The 21,050-nt window shown below is 68.7% G+C and carries 17 protein-coding genes; 8 read left to right on the top strand and 9 right to left on the bottom strand.

Annotated features, from left to right (window positions below):
• Positions 1-11: 11 nt before the first annotated feature.
• The 5 genes from rpoZ to DSC_RS12390 form a co-directional block, all read right to left on the bottom strand.
• Entirely contained in the window at positions 12-308 is a 297-nt protein-coding gene (gene rpoZ / locus DSC_RS12375; protein WP_014161509.1) for a DNA-directed RNA polymerase subunit omega, read from the bottom strand.
• 237 nt (positions 309-545) lie between these two features.
• Positions 546-1,160 (bottom strand): guanylate kinase, encoded by a 615-nt coding sequence (gene gmk / locus DSC_RS12380; RefSeq protein ID WP_014161510.1) that lies wholly within the window; start codon positions 1,158-1,160, stop codon positions 546-548.
• Between the two features lie 289 nt (positions 1,161-1,449).
• A complete protein-coding gene (locus DSC_RS16715; RefSeq protein ID WP_148268139.1) occupies positions 1,450-1,707 on the bottom strand; it encodes a hypothetical protein in 258 nt (85 codons plus the stop codon).
• A gap of 414 nt (positions 1,708-2,121) precedes the next feature.
• The gene (locus tag DSC_RS12385) at positions 2,122-3,435 is read right to left on the bottom strand and encodes a type II toxin-antitoxin system HipA family toxin (RefSeq protein ID WP_014161511.1); all 1,314 of its coding nucleotides are present in this window, start codon (positions 3,433-3,435) and stop codon (positions 2,122-2,124) included.
• A 2-nt stretch (positions 3,436-3,437) separates the two neighbouring features.
• Positions 3,438-3,761 (bottom strand): helix-turn-helix transcriptional regulator, encoded by a 324-nt coding sequence (locus DSC_RS12390; protein WP_238527644.1) that lies wholly within the window; start codon positions 3,759-3,761, stop codon positions 3,438-3,440.
• A 95-nt stretch (positions 3,762-3,856) separates the two neighbouring features.
• On the opposite strand from DSC_RS12390, the gene DSC_RS16900 reads away from it, so the two are divergent.
• Positions 3,857-4,030 (top strand): hypothetical protein, encoded by a 174-nt coding sequence (locus tag DSC_RS16900; protein WP_014161513.1) that lies wholly within the window; start codon positions 3,857-3,859, stop codon positions 4,028-4,030.
• 254 nt (positions 4,031-4,284) lie between these two features.
• On the opposite strand, the gene DSC_RS12400 is transcribed toward DSC_RS16900, so the two are convergent.
• Complete coding sequence (locus tag DSC_RS12400; RefSeq protein ID WP_014161514.1) at positions 4,285-5,145, bottom strand: YicC/YloC family endoribonuclease; 861 nt, start codon at positions 5,143-5,145, stop codon at positions 4,285-4,287.
• 103 nt (positions 5,146-5,248) lie between these two features.
• On the opposite strand from DSC_RS12400, the gene rph reads away from it, so the two are divergent.
• From rph to pepQ, 7 genes are all read left to right on the top strand, one after another.
• Positions 5,249-5,974, top strand: a complete 726-nt coding sequence (gene rph / locus DSC_RS12405) for a ribonuclease PH (RefSeq protein ID WP_014161515.1) — start codon at positions 5,249-5,251, stop codon at positions 5,972-5,974.
• A 10-nt stretch (positions 5,975-5,984) separates the two neighbouring features.
• Positions 5,985-6,131, top strand: a complete 147-nt coding sequence (locus tag DSC_RS16905; protein ID WP_014161516.1) for a VOC family protein — start codon at positions 5,985-5,987, stop codon at positions 6,129-6,131.
• Positions 6,128-6,733, top strand: a complete 606-nt coding sequence (gene rdgB, locus DSC_RS12410) for an RdgB/HAM1 family non-canonical purine NTP pyrophosphatase (RefSeq protein ID WP_014161517.1) — start codon at positions 6,128-6,130, stop codon at positions 6,731-6,733. Before DSC_RS16905 ends, rdgB begins: the two co-directional genes overlap by 4 nt.
• Before the next feature lie 32 nt (positions 6,734-6,765).
• Positions 6,766-7,929, top strand: coding sequence for a radical SAM family heme chaperone HemW (gene hemW / locus DSC_RS12415; RefSeq protein ID WP_014161518.1), 1,164 nt, complete (start codon positions 6,766-6,768; stop codon positions 7,927-7,929).
• Positions 7,930-8,018: 89 nt separating this feature from the next.
• The gene (locus tag DSC_RS12420; protein ID WP_014161519.1) at positions 8,019-10,409 is read left to right on the top strand and encodes a DUF1631 domain-containing protein; all 2,391 of its coding nucleotides are present in this window, start codon (positions 8,019-8,021) and stop codon (positions 10,407-10,409) included.
• Complete coding sequence (locus tag DSC_RS12425; RefSeq protein WP_014161520.1) at positions 10,406-10,744, top strand: PilZ domain-containing protein; 339 nt, start codon at positions 10,406-10,408, stop codon at positions 10,742-10,744. Before DSC_RS12420 ends, DSC_RS12425 begins: the two co-directional genes overlap by 4 nt.
• 168 nt (positions 10,745-10,912) lie before the next feature.
• Entirely contained in the window at positions 10,913-12,241 is a 1,329-nt protein-coding gene (gene pepQ / locus DSC_RS12430; RefSeq protein WP_014161521.1) for a Xaa-Pro dipeptidase, read from the top strand.
• 61 nt (positions 12,242-12,302) lie between these two features.
• Here pepQ and glgB read toward each other — a convergent pair whose 3' ends face one another.
• The 3 genes from glgB to DSC_RS12445 are packed head-to-tail and all read right to left on the bottom strand — an operon-like array spanning position 12,303 to position 20,964.
• Complete coding sequence (gene glgB / locus DSC_RS12435; protein WP_014161522.1) at positions 12,303-14,498, bottom strand: 1,4-alpha-glucan branching protein GlgB; 2,196 nt, start codon at positions 14,496-14,498, stop codon at positions 12,303-12,305.
• Positions 14,498-17,848, bottom strand: a complete 3,351-nt coding sequence (gene treS / locus DSC_RS12440) for a maltose alpha-D-glucosyltransferase (protein WP_014161523.1) — start codon at positions 17,846-17,848, stop codon at positions 14,498-14,500. Before treS ends, glgB begins: the two co-directional genes overlap by 1 nt.
• Positions 17,845-20,964: an alpha-1,4-glucan--maltose-1-phosphate maltosyltransferase gene (locus DSC_RS12445; protein ID WP_014161524.1), complete on the bottom strand. Its 3,120-nt coding sequence runs from the start codon at positions 20,962-20,964 to the stop codon at positions 17,845-17,847. Before DSC_RS12445 ends, treS begins: the two co-directional genes overlap by 4 nt.
• Positions 20,965-21,050: the final 86 nt, after the last annotated feature.

A 21,050-nucleotide genomic window follows, 5' to 3' on the forward strand; every position in this document is an offset into this window, starting at 1 on the left:
TCCGCCAGCGATCAGTCGTCGCCCTTGGACATGTCATCGTCGGCGACCACTTCGGCGGCGGCCCATTCCAGCGCTTCGCGTTCGGCGCGCTCACGCTCGGCCTTCTCGACGCGGTCGATCAGCGCGTTGTCGATCTTGCGGGCGGCAATCTCGCGCAGCGCCAGCACGGTGGGCTTGTCGTCGGTGTCGTTCTCGATGGTCGGTTCGACGCCGTTGGCCAGCTGGCGGGCGCGCTTGGCGGCCATCATGACCAGCTCGAAACGGTTGTCGACGACTTGCAGGCAATCTTCTACGGTGATGCGGGCCATGTGGGGCTCCAGGCGGACTGCCACCGGCAAGGTGGGCCGCACGACTAGCGAAAGGGACCGGCGATTGTAGGCCTGTGCTGGCCAGCTTGCAATCCGTTCCTTTGAAATCAACCGGTTAAGCAGGCCGGGCGCCCATCTGCCCCCCGCTGGTAACGCGGCATGGGCACAAGCGGTTCGACGGCCAAGCCCGATGCAGACGGACAGCAACGTTCAACGCGTGGGGCCGGTGGGTCGGCTTCAATCGTCCAGCAGCGCCTGGATCAGGTCGCGATGCTCGGCCGCCTGCCGCTCACGGCGCAGGCGGCTGGCGGTGAAGATCGCGCACATCTCATCCACGGCCGTATCGAACACCTCGTTGACGATCAGGTAGTCGAACTCGTCGTAATGGGACATCTCCTCGCGCGCGGCGGCCAGGCGCCGGGCGATGACCTCCTCGCTGTCCTGGCCGCGCTTGCGCATGCGCTGCTCCAGCGCCTGGCGCGAGGGCGGCAGGATGAACACGCTGACCGCATCGGGCACCTTCTCGCGCACCTGGCGCGCGCCCTGCCAGTCGATCTCCAGCAGCACGTCCTGGCCGGCGGCCAGCTGCGGTTCCACCGACTGGCCGGCGGTGCCTTTCCAGTCGCCGTGGACGAGCGCGTACTCGAAGAAATCGCCCGCCTCGATCATGCGCCGAAACTCCTGCGCGCTGACGAAGTGATAGTGCTGGGCGTGGCGCTCGCCCGGACGTGCCGGGCGCGAGGTGAACGAGATCGACAGGCTGATGCGCGGATCGCGCGCCAGGGTGGCGTTGACGATGCTGCTCTTGCCGGCGCCCGAAGGGGCCGCGACGATATAGAGGGTGCCGCGCATGGACGAAGGTGGCCTTGGCATCGCCGCGCGAAAGCGGCGGTTGCGGAAAAAGGCGGGCAAGTCTAGCAAAGCCGCACCGGGCCGCCAGCCCCCACTCCCGCAAGACGCACATGCCCCCAAGAGTTCGACTGTTTTAATTACGCCTGCCGTGAAAGCAAACCAAGGCAGATTGATTGGTGAGCCGACACTTCACAGAGCACGTCGGACCCCACCGGCACCTTCGGGGCGATGACGACACACGTAGTCCGATAGCCGAGATTTTCGCCGTGAGAGGCCCGGAGGTGATCCTTCAGTGCGTGCGTTGCATCGCAGCGCCTGAACGCAGGGGTTCCCGACATTCTTTCAGGCGCTCTCCGACACGTGTATCTGCCAGAGGCCATTGACCTTGCCGCGGACACGACGCGAGAAATACTTTGCTTCGATAACCAACGTCGGGGGAATCGGTGGCGACCAGAAAATCAATCTGGCGGCCACCGATGTGGATGTTGGCAAAGATGGCTGCCCAGCCGCCGATATTCGACAGGTGCTCGATGGGCACGGCCAGCACCTCTCGCTCCGATGCCTGCTCTATGGCCGTGCCGACATTGAGTCGATCGCAGCGGCGCCCATCATTTCCATCTCGCCTTAGCTGCGGCCGGTTTTACGTCGGACAAGATAGCGGCATGGCACGCCGCTGATGCCCACCATCGGTTCCGCCTCTTCGAACTCCTGCGCCTTGCCCCCTTGCAGATGGCGGCCTCATGCAACTCCCTGGCGGCCGTGACCCTGCCTTGAGGGGCTTAAAACCGCATTGATAGGCAACGCAGACGAGCGCGTCTCGCATCTCGCTTGGGGCGTCCTGCCGGATGGTAATTTCCGCGTCGGGCCGAGAGAGTCCATGCCTTGTCGAGAATGTAGTCATGGCGCCGGTCTCACCTGTCAGATGGTTTCCGCATCACGCATTCATTGGAATGTGCCGGCGTCAGGATTCCAGGCCTGCCTGCAATACCCGCATTCGGCGCTGGACGCCTGCGTTGACGGATTCATGCAACGCTGGTGGGAACCCCGCTGGCAACTGGCCTTCGAGCGATGCCAATGCACCCTCCATGCGGGCAGCGATGTCCTCGATGGCGCCCCTGACCAGCGAAGGCGGAAGGCCCGCTGCTTCACCTGTCTGGAAGAAGTGCCGGGTCTGAATTTCATCGATGCGATAGTGATTGTTGTTGCCGACCGACATGGCAAGCTTCATTTTTTTTCGTTCGATCTGGCGTGCATCGAGGCTGGGCTGCGCGCTCAGCACATCGTACAGCGGCGTCAGCGCGTAGCCTCCACCAGGATGCAGGAAGACGCTGAAGTTCTTGGCATGTCCATCGGCCGCGCCGATCAGCCAGAAGACCACTTGCGCCCGGAGCAATGTGCGGTGATCGTCGGCGGGCGAGTCGGCACCCTTGAGAAGTTCCGCGATTTCCCGAATGCCGGGGCCGCCGTGGCTCTGGTACTTGCGCGCCGGCGGCACGGACAACGCTTGGCAGCAATCCTCCTGCGGCAGGCGGATCAAACGGCCATTGCTCCAGACCCGGTCGAAGCGCTCCACGACCAGCACCTTGGCCTGGCCGAACGTCGCGATCTCGGCGTGGTTCACTGGCAGGCCGAGGTGCCTCAGCAGTTGCAGGCAATAGAACTCGTTCTCGACGCTGTTGGAGAGGTCGATGCCGTTGGGCAATTTGCCGATCTGCGGTTTGAACAAATGCGTTGTCGGGGTCGTGCCATGTGGCTTGAGCCATTGGCCGTCCAGCCAGAGCAACGCGGTCTTTTCCTGAGCACCTGCGATCGAAATCCTGAAGTCGTCGTCCCGGCTCAAGCCCAGCGGGGCCTGGGCCAGCGATTTGAGCAGTCGTTCGATGGCCTCGTCGTCGACCGGCTCTCCGGAGAGAGTCGACGTGCCTTCCGGCGCCGCATCGCCGGCGATGAATTGCAAGGCACCGATGCAGTCCCTGCCAATGGCAGCCAACAAGCTGTAGGCGTCGGCGCCGGCCGCGCCGACCTTCTCGGCCACGCGTTTTCGCAGGTCATCCGAGTCCGGCAACAGGTTCTCGAAGACCGCGACGACCGGCTCGCCCCGCCAGGGTTCCTCGCGCAGCGGAAGCGACAGCGACACCGGAAACGCCCTGCTGCGCTCCAGCCACTGGCGGTCGTAACGGAACTCGATCGCACCGCTGCGCTCCTTCAGCAGATGCCCGACCAACCGATCATTCTGGTACACGCGCAGCGGCGGATGTCGACGCGTCCTGGCCATGATCAGATCAGGTCCTGGGGATCGGAACCGCGGCTGCGGGCGGCGATCTGGAATTCCAGCTCAAGAGCAGCCAACACCGACAGCATCGTGTCCAGCCGGGTTGCCGGATTGCCGGTTTCGATCAACGAGATCGTTTCCTGTCGCAAGCCGACGCGATCGCCCAGCTCGCTCTGGCTCATGCCCAGGCGCTTGCGGTTGCGGCGGATAATGGTGCCGATCTGCTTGGGCGTGCGGGCAAGGTCATGCATGACTATCTCCTCGCCGACGAATATGCGCCAATTCTTATAATCGGTCAATATGGAATTTGGCACATATTTCTTTCTCATGCGCCATCCTCGATGAATGTACTTTATAGGCTTTGGCGCATAAATCTCACCACGCCCTCCGCCTGCCAAGGCGCGCCTACCGGCCCCGGGACGCGATGACGCCGCTGGACAAGCCCTCAAGCATGCCCGAGGCGGCCAAGTTCCTGCGCACGGGCGTCACGCTCCAAGACCTGCAGCAGCTCGCCCGAGCGCACAGCGACGTGGAGGCGGCCCAGGCACTCAACCAGGCGCGCGCAGCGCTGTTCCGGCGCCTGGCCGCTCGCGCGTAGCCAACGCGCAACAGCATCGGGCCGCGCAGGACCGCAGCAGGCTGCAGGCAATGCATGGGCTGCTGCGCAGCAGGGCCAACGAGCAGGGGGAAAGCCTTCCCCCGCCTGGCGCCACTCACAAGGTGGGCGGCGGTGGACAAAGCTCAAGCAGGCCTGCCCGACGCTGGGATCGCCTGCTACATGACGAGATAAAAAGCCACTGTAAAAAAGGATTTTTCTCGTGTATTCCGGATGGCATGCGCCCCCGTGAAGCACTACTCCAGGTTCTGGACCTGCTCGCGGATCTGGTCGATCAGCACCTTCAGCTCCACCGCAATGTTGGTGGTGCGGATGTCCACCGACTTGGAGCCCAGGGTGTTGGCCTCGCGGTTGAACTCCTGCAGCAGGAAGTCCAGGCGCCGGCCGACTGCACCGTCCTGCTTCAGGGCGCGGCGGATCTCCTTGATGTGGCTGCCCAGGCGGTCCAGTTCCTCGTCCACATCGAGTTTTTGCAGCGACAGCACCAGCTCCTGTTCCAGCCGGCCCGGGTCGGCCGGCTGGGCCAGCTCGGCCAGGCGCGCTTCCAACTTCTGGCGCTGGCTGCTGCGGATCTGCGGAATCAGTTCGCGCGCCTGCGCGGCGCAGGCCTCGATGGCGTCCACGCGCTCGGCAATGGCTTCGGCCAGCTTGCTGCCTTCGCGTTCGCGGGCAGCGGTGAACTGGTCCAGCAGCGCCTCCAGCAACACCAGCGCCTGGGCCTGCAGCACCTGCGGATCGATGTCGCGGCTGCGCAACACGCCGGGGAACTGCAGCAGTTCGGTCAGGCTGGTGGACAGGCCGGGAAAGCGCGCGGCCAGGCCGGCATTGACTTGCGCAAGTTGCTCGACCATCGCCTGGTCCAGATGCAATCCGCCCTCGCCTTCGGCCGCGCGCAGGCGCACCACCAGCTCCAGCTTGCCGCGCGCCACCCGGGCGGCGACCCGCTCGCGCAGCGCCGGTTCCAGGGCGCGCAGTTCATCGGGCAGGCGCAGGCCCAGTTCCAGGAAGCGGTGGTTGACCGCGCGCAGTTCGGCGCTGAGCGCGCCGCCTTCGATCGGGCGCTCGACGGTGGCGTAGGCGGTCATGCTGCGGATCACGGCGGGCGGCTTTCCGGGGGAAAAAGGGGCGTGGATGGTACCCTAGGAGCCTGTCGGACCGGCACCTCACGCCGACGCGACCCACTCCTGCAAGCGATCCTCCATGACCTTTTCCCGTCCCAGCGGTCGCGCTGCCGACCAGCTTCGTCCCGTGTCGATCCAGCGCGGTTTCACCCGCCATGCCGAGGGCTCGGTGCTGGTGTGCTTCGGCGAGACCCGCGTGCTGTGCACGGCCAGCGTGGAAAACCGCGTGCCGGCCTTCCTGCGCGGCAAGGGCGAGGGCTGGGTGACGGCCGAGTACGGCATGCTGCCGCGCTCGACCCATACCCGCAGCGACCGCGAAGCCGCGCGCGGCAAGCAGGGCGGGCGCACCCTGGAGATCCAGCGCCTGATCGGCCGCTCGCTGCGCGCCTGCGTGGATCGCGGCGCCCTGGGCGAACGCACCATCACCCTGGACTGCGACGTGCTGCAGGCCGATGGCGGCACCCGCACCGCCGCGATCACCGGCGCCTATGTGGCCCTGGCCGATGCGGTCAACGGCCTCAAGGCCCGCCGCGAGATCAAGCGCGATCCGATCTTCGGCGCGATCGCCGCGGTGTCGGTGGGCATCTACAAGGGCGTGCCGGTGCTGGATCTGGACTATGCCGAAGACAGCGACTGCGACACCGACATGAACGTGGTCATGAACGATGGCGGCGGCTTCATCGAGGTCCAGGGCACCGCCGAAGGGCACGCCTTCCGCCGCGAGGAAATGGACGCGCTGCTGGGCCTGGCCCAGGCCGGCATCGACCAGCTGGTGCAGGCCCAGCGCGACGCACTGGCTGACTGAAGCCTTGGGCATGCTGGCGATCAGACGCACCTTTGCCGATCACCCCGCACGCGGCGTGCAGACCGAGCAGGCACCGCGCCATGCATGCTGCGCCGCGCTCGCGGTGTTCGGCGATGCCTACGCAAACCAGTGGGACCTGCTGGAGCCCGGGAGATGAAACGTCTTGTCCTGGCCAGCGGCAACGCCGGCAAGCTGGCCGAATTCAACGCCCTGCTCGCCCATCTGCACTGTGAAATCCTCGCGCAGAGCACCCTCGGCGTTGAAGAGGTGGCCGAGACCGGCCTGAGCTTCGTCGAGAACGCGCTGATCAAGGCGCGCCACGCCTGCACGGTGACCGGATTGCCGGCGCTGGCCGACGATTCGGGCCTGATCGTCGATGCCCTGAACGGCGCGCCGGGCCTGTACAGCGCACGCTATGCCGGCCAACCCGGCGACGATGCAGCCAACAACGCCAGGCTGCTCGAGGCGATGCGCGATGTGCCCGATGGCCAGCGCCACGCGCGCTTCTACGCGGTGATCGTGCTGCTGCGCCACCGCGAAGATCCGCAGCCGCTGATCGCCCAAGGCGTCTGGGAAGGCCAGCTCCTGCGCGAACTGCGTGGCGATGTCGGCTTCGGCTACGACCCGTTGTTCCTGGACCCCGACTACGGCCTGACCGCGGCGCAGATGGACACCGCGCTGAAGAACCGCCTGAGCCACCGCGCGCGTGCCCTGGCAACGCTCAGGGATTCGCTGGCGGCGCTGTTCGCCCACGCCTGAACCGCCAGGCGGTCACGCCGCCACAGCCCCTCATGTCCGTCGCCCTCATCCCGCCTCCTTTATCGCTGTACGTGCACCTGCCCTGGTGCGTGCGCAAGTGCCCGTACTGCGACTTCAACTCGCATGAAGCCAAGGGTCCGCTGCCTTTCGATGAGTACGTGGATGCGCTGATCCGCGACCTGGACCAGGACCTGCCGCTGGTCTGGGGCCGCAGCGTGCACAGCGTGTTCTTCGGTGGCGGCACGCCCAGCCTGTTCCCGGCCGACCAGATCGACCGCTTCCTGCAGGCGGCCAGCGCGCGGCTGCGCTTCGCGCCCGGCTGCGAGATCACCCTGGAGACCAATCCTGGCACCGCCGAGCACGGGCGCTTCGATGGCTATCGCGCGGCCGGCGTGAACCGGCTGAGCTTCGGCATCCAGAGTTTCGATGATGGTTGCCTCAAGCGGCTGGGCCGGATCCACGACAGCGCCCAGGCGCAGGCCGCGGTCAAGCTGGCCCAGGACGCCGGTCTGGACAACCTCAACCTGGACCTGATGTACGCCCTGCCCGGCCAGGACCTGGACATGGCCCTGGCCGATCTGGAGCGCGCCCTGGCCCTGCAACCGGCGCACATTTCGCACTACCAGCTCACCCTGGAACCGAACACGGTGTTCTTCGCCCGCCCACCGCAGGGCCTGCCTGACCAAGACGCCGCCTGGGACATCCAGGAAGCCTGCCAGGCGCGCCTGGCCCAGGCTGGCTATGGCCACTACGAAGTCAGCGCCTACGCCAAGCCGGGCCGCCAGTGCGCGCACAACCTGGGTTACTGGCGCTACGGCGACTACCTGGGCCTGGGCGCCGGCGCCCACGGCAAGATCACCTCCGGCGGCGAGCAGACCATCCTGCGCCGCTGGAAGGTCAAGCACCCGACCCGCTACCTGGCCAGCGCCGGCACCGCGGCCAGCATCGGGGGTGACGAGCTGATCGCCCCGCAGCGGCGCCCGTTCGAGTACATGCTCAACCTGCTGCGGCTGCGCGAAGGCTTTGCCCTGCGCGATTTCCAGGTGCGCACCGGCGTGCCAGCCGCGCACATCGCCCCGACGCTGGAGCAGGCCGCCGAACGCGGCTGGCTGCAAGTCACCGACCGCCAGGTGACCCCCACCGCGCTGGGATTACGTTTTGCCAACGACGTGATGGAGCTGTTCCTGGACGCGTGAGCGCGCCACCACGCCGGTGCTGCACCTCGGTGCAATTGACAAGTGTGTTAGAAATCGGTGGCAGAGCATCAAGGCCGAAACGGAATCCAATGGCTGCTTCAGGGGCTGCTTCACCCATCGACACCACCACCGATACGCTGGCCGCGTCGTCGCTGCCGGCGCGCGTGCGCCACATCCTGGAGAGCCTGCTGGCCCGGCTGCAGCCGCATCTGGCCACGCGTCTGGAAGCGACGGCCGATGCCTTGGAGCAGGAATTGTTCGCGCAGGCCGAACGCGCCCGCAGCAACGAGCTGCAGGGCACCCACATGGCCAACCTGCAGCAGCTGCGCAAGCACCGCGCGCGCCTGCTGCCGCGCATGGCGGCGGTGCTGGAGAGCGAGCTGGCCAACCTGCGCAGCCCGCGCCAGGCGCCGCAGGAGCCGGCCGGGATTCCCTCGATGCTGACCCTGGTGGCCGACGAGGACATCGACCAGGACATCGTCCTGCAGGACATCGCCCGCCGCCTCGAAAACCGCCACCACCAGGCGCTGCACCTGTTCTCGCAGCGCCTGGGCGTGCTGGCCGGGAGCCCGGCGCTGGAGGAAACCCTGCAGCCGCTGTCGCCGCAGTCGCTGTGCCGTGCCCTGCGGGCGGCCTCGGCCGAACTGGACCTGGACCTGCCGACCCAGCTGCAGCTGTATCGCAACTTCGAACAGCGCGGCATGGCCAGCTACGGCCGGATGCTGGAGGAGCTGAACGATCTGCTCGGCCAGCAGGGCGTGCTGCCCGGCCTGGTGTTCGCGCCGCAGCGTGCCCGCACGCCGTCCGGCCGCGTGCCGGTGACCCGCGACACCCAGTCGCCGGAAGTGGCCGCATCGCAGGCGCCCCCCACCCGGCCGCCGCCGGGACAGGACAGCACGCCCAGCTGGGCGCGTCCGCCTGCGCCGGCGCGCCCGCAGCAGGCCCCTGCCACCTTTGCCTCGCTGCAGCGCCTGCTCTCGGCCGGGCACGCGCGGGCCCGGGGGAACTCGCAGGGACAGGCCGATGGCAGCATTCCCGGGTGGCCGGCTGATCCGGCCAGGACCGGGCCTGCCGCTGCTTTTCCCGCATCGGCGCCTGTCGGCGGCGCGCATCCGGCAGCCGGACCGGGCTCGGCTTCGCCGGCACCGGGCGCAGCCGGGCCGGGGGCCAGCCCCGGTGCCGTCGGCGCGCACGCCACGCCACTGCCCACCGGCAAGCTGCTCGACACCTTGCAGGTGCTGCAGCTGCAGGTCGCCCAGGGCCAGGTGCCGCTAGCACCGACCTCGCTGGCGGAGGTGCGCGAGCGCACCCTGGCCGGCCTGCGCCGCGCTCACGGCCCCGATGCGGCCCTGACGCGCGAGGACCAAGACACCTTCGAACTGCTGGACCTGCTCTACCACGAGATCGGCCGCGAGGTGCGCAAGGGGCCGGCCTCGGACCTGCTCGGCCAGCTGCAGGTGCCGGTGGTCCAGGCCGCGTTGAAGGACCGCGAATTCTTCCTGCGTCCACAGCATCCGGCGCGCGAACTGCTCAACGCGGTGGCCGAATCCGGGGCCAGCTGGCTGGGCGAGGACGAGATCGATCCGGTCCTGCTGCACAAGCTGCGCGCGGCGGTGGCCAAGGTGCTGGCCGAATATACCGGCGAGGAGGCCGTGTTCGAGCAGGCCCAGCGCGAGGTCCAGGACCACTTCCAGGTGGCCGCGCGCAAGGCCGAGGTCGCCGAACGCCGACACGTGGAGGCCGCCCGTGGCCGCGACCGGCTGGAGCTGGCCAAGCGCAGCGCCACGGATCTGATCGCCAGCACCCTGGACGGACGCCAGCCGGCGCCGTTCGTGCAGGCCCTGCTGACCCAGGCCTGGGCCGATGTGCTCACCCTGACCCACCTGCGCAATGGCCAGGACTCGGCCCAATGGCAGGAAGTGGCCAGCATCACCGGCCGGATCGCGCAGGCCATCGGCGGCGCCGACGCCACGCCCGAACCGGCGCTCTCGCCACGGATCGAACGGGCGCTGGTGCAGCTGGGCTACCACGGCGACGAGGCGGCGGTGATCGCCCAGCGCCTGTCCGGTGCCGATGTCGAACCGCCCGGCGCCGCCGACCTGGCCGCGCGCCTGCAGGCCCGCGCCAGGACCGCCGCGGCCGAAGCCTCGGTCAAGGTGGCGCTGCCGCCACGCACCCTTGCCGAACAGGCCAGCTACGACACCCTGCGCAAGCAGCCATTCGGCACCTGGTTCGAATTCGTCCACAACCAGCAGGGCGACGTGCGCCGGCTGCGCCTGTCCTGGTTCAACCCGACCAGCGACCATGCCCTGTTCGTCAACCAGCGTGGCCAGAAGGTCGGCGAGCACACCCTGGACAGCGTGGCCCGGCTGATGGCGCGCGACCAGGCACGGGTGCTCACCGAGGACCGCGGGCGCCTGATCGACCGCGCCTGGCAGGCCACGGTGGGCCGGCTGCGCGAGATGGCGGGGATGGCATGAGCATCACCGACGCCCGCCGCGCCCAGCGGCGCAATCCGACCGGGGTCATCGTCGTCAGCGACGTGATGACCGCGCAGGTGATCGGCCGGATCGGCAACGTCTCCGAGACCGGCATGCTGCTGGTGGCCAGCGAGCACCTGCGCGAGGACGCGCTGTACCAGTTGCAGTTCACCCTGCCCGGCAGCAGCAGCACGCGCGAGGCCAGCATCGACGTCGGCGCGCACCTGCTGTGGACCGGCGCGGCGCACACCCCCGGGCAATCACTGGCCGGGCTGCGCTTCCTCACCATTTCGCCGGCACACTTGGCCGCGTTGCGGGACTGGTTGGGGCGCTGATCCAGCGCTGCACAAGCGATCCTTCGACGAAGCGCAGCGCCCGAAGCCCTCATCGCCTCGTTCGTGGCACCGAGGGGCCTGCACGGCGCGCGCAGGCCGGCACCAGACCAACGCCAGCATGGCGATTGCGGCAAGATTGCAGGCTCATCCTCACTACGAGCCTTCGCCATGACCTCCCTGCCCGATCCCGCCGCGTTGTATGCCGCCCACCTGGCCGGGTTGAAGGCGCACGCGGACCAGGCCCTGGCCCGTGGCGGCCTGGATCACCTGGTCATCCCCAGCGGCCGCCTGCACTACCAGGCCTTCGACGACCAGGCCTATCCGTTCCAGGTCAGCCCGCAGTTCAAGGCCTGGCTGCCGCTGACCCGGGTGCCGGACAGCTGGATCGCGTACACGCCGGGGAAGCGCCCGCAGCTGATCTTCCTGCAGCCGCGCGACTACTGGCACGCGGTGCCGGACGCGCCCGGCGGCTGGTGGCTCGAGCACTTCGACATCCACATCATCCGCACGCCCGATCAGGCCCTGGCCCTGCTGCCCAAGCCGGCCCGCCTGTGCGCAATCCTGGGCGAGGCACACAGCGCGCTGGGCGAATATGCCCCCAACAATCCAGAAGCGGTGATCGATTACCTGGCCTGGCAGCGCTCGTACAAGACCCCCTACGAAATCGCCCTGATGCGCCAGGCACAGGCGCGGGCGGTGCGCGGCCATCGCGCAGCCGAGGCCGCCTTCCAAGGCGGTGCCAGCGAATTCGACATCCACCTGGCCTACTGCGGCGCGGCCGGCCAGGATGCCAGCCAGCTGCCCTACGCCAACATCGTCGGCCTCAACCAACACGCCGCGGTGCTGCACTACACCGAGCTGGAGCGCAGCGCGCCGGCGCAGCGGCGCAGCCTGTTGATCGACGCCGGTGCCAGCGCGGCCGGCTATGCCAGCGACATCACCCGCACCCATGCGGCCGAGGTCGGCAGCGAGTTCCAGGCGATGATCGAGGCGGTCGATGCGGCCCAGATCGCGATGGCGCAGGCCGTGGCCCCCGGCGTGGACTACAGGCAGCTGCACCTGGATGCACACCTGGCGCTGATGGGCATCCTCAGGGACTTCGGCCTGATCACCGTCTCGCCCGAAGCGGCCCTGGAAAGCGGCGTGTCGGCCGCGTTCTTCCCGCACGGCCTGGGCCATCTGCTGGGCCTGCAGGTGCACGATGTGGCCGGCTTGGCCGAATCGGACCGCGGCGGCCGGATCCCGCGCCCGGCCGGACATCCCTACCTGCGCATGACCCGCGTGCTGGAACCGGGGATGGTGGTGACCATCGAGCCGGGCCTGTACTTCATCGACATGCTGCTGGACCAGGCCAGGGCAAACGGTCACGGCGCCGCCATCGACTGGGACCGGGTGGCGCAGTTCAGGCCCTTCGGCGGCATCCGCATCGAGGACAACGTGCTGTGCACCAACGACGGCGCCGACAACCTGACCCGTCCGGCGTTCGCAGCGGCGTGAGCGGCTGCTGCTCGCGCCCGGGCTGAAGGTCCACCGCTGCGCGCATGGCAGCGGCCCCGGGTCAGTCCTGGGGCGCCAGCACCAGCACCCCCAGCGGTGGCAGCACCAGCGGCAATGACGTCGATTGGCCATGCAGCGCCTGCGGCTCGGCCATCACCGCGCCGCCATTGCCGACGTTGGAGCCGCCGTAGCACGCTGCATCGCTGTTGAACAGTTCGCGCCACAGTCCGGCCCGCGGCACGCCGACGCGATAGTCGCGGTACACCACCGGGGTGAAATTGATCAGCACCAGCAGCGGCGCATCATCGCCGCCGCCCTTGCGCAGGTACGCCACCACGCTCTGCGCGGCGGCATCGCCGATCACCCAGGAAAAGCCGGAGGGATCGTCGTCGTGCGCGTGCAGTGCCGGGTATTCGGTGTACAGCCGATTGAGGTCGCGCACCAGGCGCTGCACGCCCCGGTGCGCGGGCGCATCGAGCAGGTGCCAGGGGATGCCGATGTCATGGTTCCACTCGCTGGGCTGGCCGATCTCGCAGCCCATGAACAGCAGCTTGCGTCCCGGATGGGTGAACATGAAACCCAGGTAGGCGCGCAGGTTGGCGAAGCGCTGCCACTCATCGCCGGGCATGCGCCCGAGCAGCGAACCCTTGCCGTGCACCACCTCGTCGTGCGAGATCGGCAGCACGAAGCGCTCCGAATACGCATAGATCATGCTGAAGGTCAGTTCGCCGTGGTGGTAGCGGCGATAGATCGGGTCCAGCGCGATGTAGTGCAGGGTGTCGTGCATCCAGCCCATGTTCCACTTGTAGTGGAAGCCCAGCCCGCCATGGGCCACATCGGCGGTGACGCCCGGCCAGGCAGTGGATTCCTCGGCGAGGGTGACCGCACCAACGGAGTGCTCACGCACCACCTGGTTGAGCCGGCGCAGGAAGGCGATGCTCTCGTAGTTCTCCCGGCCGCCATGAATGTTGGGCACCCATTCGCCGGCATTGCGGCTGTAGTCGCGGTACAGCATCGAGGCCACCGCATCCACGCGCAGCCCATCGACGTGATAGCGCTGCAGCAGTTCCAGTGCGCTGGCGATCAGGAAGCCGGACACTTCGCGCCGGCCGTGGTTGTAGACCAGCGTGTTCCAGTCGCGATGGAAGCCTTCGCGCGGGTCGGCATGCTCGTACAGGGCGGTGCCGTCGAAGTGCGCCAGCCCGTGTGCGTCGGTGGGGAAATGCGCCGGCACCCAGTCGACGATGACGCCGATGCCTTCGCGGTGGCAGCGGTCGACGAAGCGGGCAAAACCCTCCGGCGCACCGAAGCGCGCGGTCGGCGCGAACAGCCCCAGTGGCTGGTAGCCCCAGGAGCCGCCGAACGGGTGCTCGGCGATCGGCAGCAGCTCCACGTGGGTAAAGCCCATGTCGACCACGTACGGGATCAGCCGCTCGGCCAGCCCATCCCAGTCCAGGTGCACGCCGTCCTCGCGCAGCCAGGAGCCGGCGTGGACCTCGTAGATGCTCATCGGCGCGTCGGTGGCCTGGCGCCGCGCGCGCATGGTCATCCAGCCATCGTCGTTCCACCTGTACGGCGTCGGGTCGGCGACGATGGAGGCGGTGCCAGGCGCCAGCTCGGCTTGGCGCGCCACCGGATCGGCCTTGGCCGGCAACTCCTGGCCATGTGGCCCGCGCAGCGCGTACTTGTAGCGCGCACCCGGCGCAACGTCGGGGATGAAGATCTCCCACACCCCGGCCTGGTGGCGCAGCCGCATCGGGTGGCGGCGCCCATCCCAGCTGTTGAAGTCGCCGATCACCGCCACGCGCGCGGCGTTGGGCGCCCATACCGCGAAGCGGGTGCCACCCACCCCGTCGATTTCCATGGGATTTGCGCCCAGCGCATCGGCCAGCTGCAGGTGATGGCCCTCGGCGATCAGGTGCAGGTCGAAGTCGCTCAGCAGCGGCCCGAAAGCGTACGGGTCCGCGGTTTCCTGCACCCCGCCGGGCCAGTGGATGCGCAGCCGGTAGCCACCGGTGGCCGGCAGCATCGCGGCGAACAGGCCCGGTTCCGGGCCCGGCTCCAGCGCGATCTCGCGCCCGTCCTCGAGCACCGCGCTCACCGCGCTGGCGCCTGGCTGATAGCTGCGCAGCAGGCGCCCGCCTTCCATCGGGTGCGGACCGAGCAGGGCGAACGGATCGCCGTGGCGCGCCTCCACCAGGGCACGTACCGCGCCGGGATCCCATCGACTGGTCACCGCATTCACCGCTTCGTTCATCATCCATCCCCTGCTTCGGTGTCCGAACCCTGCAAGAGGCGCAGCAGGCCCTGGACGGGCACCAGCAACCAGGTCGGCCGGTTGGCCGCTTCGTAGCGCACCTCGTAGCAGGCCTTCTCGACCAGGAACAGCAGGATCGCCGCGTCCAGCGCCGCCGGCGCGATCCACGGATGGGCGCTGGCCTGGAGCACCTTGCGGTAGGCGTCGAGGAACGCGGCGGTGGCACGGCGACGGAACCGCGCCAGGAACTCCTCCAGGTGCGCATCCACGCCCACGCCCGAGCGCGCGGCGGTGCCTTCCTCGCCGCGCGCGGCCACCACGCTGGCGTAGTCGAGCGAGCGCAGGAAACCGGCCACGTCGCGCAGCGGACTGGCCTTGGCGCGACGTTCGGCCAGCGGCTTGGCCGGTTCGCCCTCGAAGTCGATCAGCACCACGTCATCGAACGCCACCAGGATCTGGCCCAGGTGGAAGTCGCCGTGCACGCGGGTCAGCAGCGAGCCGGTGAGCGCTTCGGGCGCATGCGCCAACAGCGCATCCAGCTGTGCGCGCCCGGCCAGCAGGGCCTCCAGCGCAGTGCGCTCGGCGGCGTCCTCGCTGCTTTGCAGCCGCGCCGACAGCGTCGCCCACGTCTCCTCCACCTGCCGCGCCACCGCCTGGGCCACCGCCCTGGCGGTGGCCGGCTCGACCTGCTGTGGCGCGAAGTCGGGATCGTCGGTTGGACCCGACAGCACCTCGTGCAGCTCGGCCAGGCGCTTGCCGACCACAGCGGCGAAGGTGCCATAACCGTCCACGCTCTCGGCGCGGGCCTGGTCGCTTGGGGCGGTGGCGAACTCATCGAAGCTGCGCGCCAGGTGGTCCAGGGTCCAGCGCCAGGCATCGCCCTGGTTGCGCACGAAGCCTTGCAGCAGCGCGATCGTGGTGACGTTGCCTTGGGCATCGACGTGGCTGACGCTGCCCAGCAGCGGTGCGGCATTGGCGTAGCCGGCCTCGGTCAGGCGCCGGCCGATCTCGATTTCCGGATTGATCCCGGAGACCGCGCGCCGCAGCAGCTTGAACACGGCCTTGTCGGCGACCACCAGCGAACTGTTGCTCTGCTCGGCCGACAGCCAGCGCACCTCCGGATCGTCGGCGATCTCCACCGCCGCCAGCGCCGCGGTCGCCTCGAAGCGGATCTGCCCCTGCGACGCGGCATCCTGCTCGCCCTGGACCTCCAGCACGGCGTTCTGCCGCAGCGCCGCGATGATCCCGCGCACCATTGCCTTGAGCGCGAATGCATCGGTCAGGTAGCCGACCTCGCGGCCCTGCCGCACCCGCGCCAGCGCCAGCTGCTCGGCCAGCGTGCTGGGCTGCTCGCGCTCCCAGACGATGCCCACCGGCAGCATGTAGCACTCGTGATGGCCGTCCTCCAGCTCCACATCCAGCTCCAGCAGGGTGATCGGCTCATCGCCTGGCAACGGCGTGCGTCGCCACACCCGCACCCGCTTGACCGCCCGGTCCTTGGCCGAGAACCAGCGTCGCGCAGCCAGCCAGGCCGGCAGGATCTCCCGTTCCAGGGTCGCCAGGTGCGGCAGCAGCGCGCTGCTTTCGTCCACGCCGCTGCGCAGCACCAGGGTGCGGTAGTCCGGCAGCGGCACCGGGCTGGGCACGTGCCAGTCAGGCATGGCGCCCTCGCTGACCAGTTGAAATGCGTAGAAGCCAAATGCGGGCACGGTGAGCAGATAGGTGAGCCGCCCGATCGGCGGGAAACTGCCACCACCGACGAGGTCCACCGGCACCCGACCCTCGAATTCGGACAGGTCCAGCTCGACCGCCTGCAGCGTGTGCGAGAGGCTGGCCACGCACAGCACGATCTCGTCCTGGTAACAGCGCAGATAGGCCAGCATGCGGCGGTTGCCCGGGTAGAGGAATCGCAGCGAACCGCGGCCGAAGGCGTGGTAGCGCTTGCGCACGCTGAGCACCCGCCGGGTCCAGGTCAGCAGCGAATGCTGGTCGCGCATCTGCGCCTCGACATTGACCGCCTGGAAGCCGTACAGCGGATCCATGATCGGCGGCAGCACCAGCGCCGCCGGGTCGGCGCGCGAGAAGCCACCGTTGCGGTCGATCGACCACTGCATCGGCGTGCGCACGCCGTCGCGGTCGCCCAGGTGGATGTTGTCGCCCATCCCGATCTCATCGCCGTAGTACAGCACCGGGGTGCCGGGCATGGTCAGCAGCAGCGAGGTCATCAGTTCGATGCGGCGGCGGTCACGCTCCAGCAGCGGGGCCAGGCGCCGGCGGATGCCCAGGTTGATGCGGGCGCGACGATCCGAGGCGTAGGTCTGCCACAGGTAGTCGCGCTCGGAGTCGGTGACCATCTCCAGGGTCAGCTCGTCGTGGTTGCGCAGGAAGATCGCCCACTGGCAGGACTCCGGGATTTCCGGCGTCTGGCGCATGATGTCGGTGATCGGGAAGCGGTCCTCGCGCGCGATGGCCATGTACATGCGCGGCATCAGCGGGAAGTGGAACGCCATGTGGCATTCGTCACCATTGGCGCCGAAATACTGCTGGGTGTCCTCCGGCCACATGTTGGCCTCGGCCAGCAGCATGCGGTCGGGATATTCGGCGTCCACGGTGGCACGGATCCGACGCAGGATCGCGTGGGTTTCAGGCAGGTTCTCGTTGGAGGTGCCGGGGCGCTCGATCAGGTACGGCACCGCGTCCAGGCGCAGCCCGTCCACGCCCATGTCCAGCCAGAAGCGCATCACCTCCAGCACTGCTTCCAGCACTGCCGGGTTGTCGAAGTTCAGGTCCGGCTGGTGCGAATAGAAACGGTGCCAGAAGTACTGCCCGGCGACCGGATCCCAGGTCCAGTTGGACTTCTCGGTATCGCAGAAGATGATCCGGGTGCCGGCGTATTCCTGGTCGGTGTCCGACCACACGTAGAAGGCGCGCTCCGGCGATCCCGCCGGCGCATTGCGCGCGCGCTGGAACCAGGGATGCTGGTCGGAGGTGTGGTTGATCACCAGTTCGGTGACCACGCGGATCCCGCGCGCGTGCGCCTGCTCGACGAAGCGCTGGAAGTCGGCGATGCCGCCGTAGTCGGGGTGCACCGCCATGTACTCGGCAATGTCGTAGCCGTCATCGCGACGCGGGCTGGGATAGAACGGCAGCAGCCAGACCGTGTCCACGCCCAATTCGGCGATGTAGTCCAGCTTGGAGATCAGCCCGGGAAAATCGCCGATGCCATCGTCGTTGGAGTCGAAGAACGACTTGACGTGCACCTGGTAGATGATCGCGTCCTTGTACCAGAGCGCATCGGCCACGAGCGCGGAAGTCTCCGCCTCGGGCGCAAGGGAGCGAACCGCGTTCATGCCTGGTCTCCGGCGCGGATGCGCCATATCGCGAAGGGCCGCGCAGCCTCGAGCCGGATGCGCTGGAATTTTCCGTGCCAGTGGAAGCTGTGCCCGTCCCACAAATCCTCTGCCGCCACCGCCGCGTGGTCGGGCAGGCCCAGCTCCCACAACGGGATCTCCACGTCCGCTTCCTGCGGCGCATGCGGGTCCAGGTTGATCGCCACCAGCACCATGCTGCGGCTGCGCGCCAGATAGCCGGCATCGAGCAGCTTGCCGAAGTACAGCACCTGGTCGTTGTGCGCCAGATAAAAGCGCGTGCCCAGGTGCGACTGCAGCTCCGGGTGCAGGCGGCGCAGCTGGTTGAGCCGGGTGATCTCGTCGACGATGTCGCCCGGTGCACGTTCGGGCCAGCTGCGCAGCTGGTATTTGTCCGAATCCAGGTATTCCTCCTTGCCCGGCTGCAGCGCGGTGGCCTCGCACAGCTCGAAGCCCTGGTACATGCCCCACAGCCCGGACAGGGTGGTGGCCAGCGCGGCGCGGATCAGGTGCCCGTTGCGCCCGCCGGTCTGCAGGAACGGCGGATTGATGTCCGGGGTGTTGACGAAGAAGTGCGGGCGGAAGCACTCGCGCGGCACACCCTGGTTGAGCTCCTCGACATAGGCCTGCAGCTCGGCCTTGTGGTTGCGCCAGGTGAAGTAGGTGTAGGACTGGGAAAAGCCGCACTTGGCCAGGCGATACATCATCTTCGGCCGGGTGAAGGCCTCGGACAGGAACACCACGTCCGGACGACGTCCACGCACCTCGGCGATCATCCACTCCCAGAACGGGAACGGCTTGGTGTGCGGATTGTCCACGCGGAACAGGCTCACCCCCTCGGCGACCCAGAACAGCACCACGTCGCGCAGCGCGATCCACAGGTCGGGCACCGCGCCGCTGGCGTAGAAGTCGACGTTGACGATGTCCTGGTACTTCTTCGGCGGGTTCTCGGCGTAGGGGATCGAACCATCGGCGCGCCAGGTGAACCAGTCCGGATGCTCGCGCAGCCACGGGTGGTCGGGCGCGCACTGGATCGCAAAGTCCAGCGCCACCTCCAGGCCCTGATCGCGGGCGGCACGGACCAGCCGGCGGAACGCCTCCAGCCCGCCCAGCTCGGGGTGGACCGTGGTGTGACCGCCCTCGGGCCCACCGATTGCATACGGGCTGCCCGGCTCGCCCTCGGTGGCAGCGACCGCGTTGTTGCGGCCCTTGCGGTTGCGGTGCCCGATCGGGTGGATCGGCGGCATGTACAGCACGTCAAAGCCCATCGCGCGGATGTGCGGCAGCCGGCCAACGACGTCGTCGAAGGTGCCATGGCGCTGCGGATCAGGGCTCTGCGAGCGCGGGAACAGCTCGTACCAGCTGGCAAAATGCGCCGCGCGGCGCTCGGACTCGACCCGGAAGGTCACCGGATACTCGGACCGAAATGGCTTGTCATCGGCCAGCGCCATCACCTGCGCAGTGTCCGGTTCCAGCACCACGGCCAGTCGCTGCAGCGGGTCGGTGTGCGCGTCGATGCGCGCCAGCAGCGCCTGCAGCCGTTCGCGCAGCTCGCCCTGGCTGCGCGCCTGCGCGCGCTCGATCAGGGCGAGCGCCTCCTGTACGTCCACCGGCACCACCGTGTCGGCGGCGCGCTTCTTTTCCAGGTCCTCGTGCAGGGTGGCGAACACGTCGCGCCAGGCCTCGATGCGGAACTGGTAGGTGCCGATCCGCTCAAGCGGGAACTCGGCCCGCCAGCGGTCATTGCCCAGCGCCCGCATTGGCGCGCTGGACCAGTCGCGGGTATCGGCCGCACGCCACAGCACCGCCATCGCGATGCGGTCGTGGCCGTCGCAGAACGCGTCGGCCTCCACGCACACGCGCTCGCCCACCGTGCGCTTGACCGGGAAGCGGCCGTTGTCCACCGCCGGGCTCACCGACTCGATGCACACCCGTGGCCAGGCGGCCGCGCTCGCCGCACGCACGCGCATCCGCGGCGCGGTGAGCACGTGGCGCGCCGGCACGGCCCGATACGTCCGCACCTGGCCCGGGTCCAGCGACTCGAACGCGGCGCCGGGCAGCAGCTGCTGCCCGTCCTCGTCGATCAGCGCCTCGGCATCACCGAGCAGCCGCAACAGGTCGGTGGCCGGAACCGGCACCACGTGATCGGCATTGCTGTTGATCAACACCAGCGAGGCGGGACCTGCCACCGGCTCGATCGCCAGCGCGGTCAGCCCGGTGGCCTCGCGCAGCAGCGGCCGCATGCGCAGCAGGCCGGCCTCGGCCTGGTCGGGGGCGGCCTGGCGCAGGCCGCCGGGCACCCCACCAAGCTGTCGTTCCCCGACCAGCCAGGCATCGCCCAGTGCCACTGCCAGCCTCCAGTGCCCGGGCCGCGGCGCGGTGGCACCCTCGTCGGCATCGACCACCGCCACCACGCGCTGGGCCAGCGAACGCAGCGCCGCATCCTCGTCGAAGAACCAGCTGGCCTGGCCGTCCCACCATGCCAGCGAGGAGAACGCAGCATCAAACCCAGCGCCGGCCAGCCCGTGCAGCCCCTCACGGCCCACACCCGGGGTCCAGGCCGCGAACACCGTGCCCGGTGCCTGGGCATGCACCCGCGCGATCAGCTCGCGCCAGCGCGGTGCCGGCACCTGCTGCGGCTGCAGGATGCGAAAGCCGGCCACGCCCAGCGCGGCCCATTCAAGCAGGCGCCCGGCCCACCATTGCACCAGCGCCGCGCCTTCCTGCGCGTAGGCAAACCGCGCCTGGGCCACCTCGCCGGTGGCGCGCGGCATGCGCGGATCGGGCACCGCTGAACTGCGCGCGCGGAACCAGTGCGGATTGTCCTGCGCCACCGGGCTGGCGCCGCCGATTTCGTCCAGGCGCAGGTCGATCAACAGCTTCAGCCCCGCCTGCTGTGCGGCCTGCACCTGTTGACGCAGGCGCTGGACCTGCTCGTCGCTGCCGCTGGGCGGCTCCAGCAGGCGATCCTCGCTGTCGCGCGCGAACGGCGGCGCGATCAACACGTAGTTGCAGCCGGCCTCGCGCGCCGCAGCGCAGCGCGCCTGCAGCCCGTCCAGTGGGCCGGCGCCGTCCTGGTGCAACCGGCAGATCCGCATGGCGCTCACTGCTGGCCTGCCGCGGCGCGTGCCGGGCAGCGGGAGCTGCGGCCGCGCACGTACTGGCGGCCACGGCCGTGCATGCG

It is taken from the genome of Pseudoxanthomonas spadix BD-a59 (assembly GCF_000233915.3).
Lineage (GTDB): Bacteria > Pseudomonadota > Gammaproteobacteria > Xanthomonadales > Xanthomonadaceae > Pseudoxanthomonas_A > Pseudoxanthomonas_A spadix.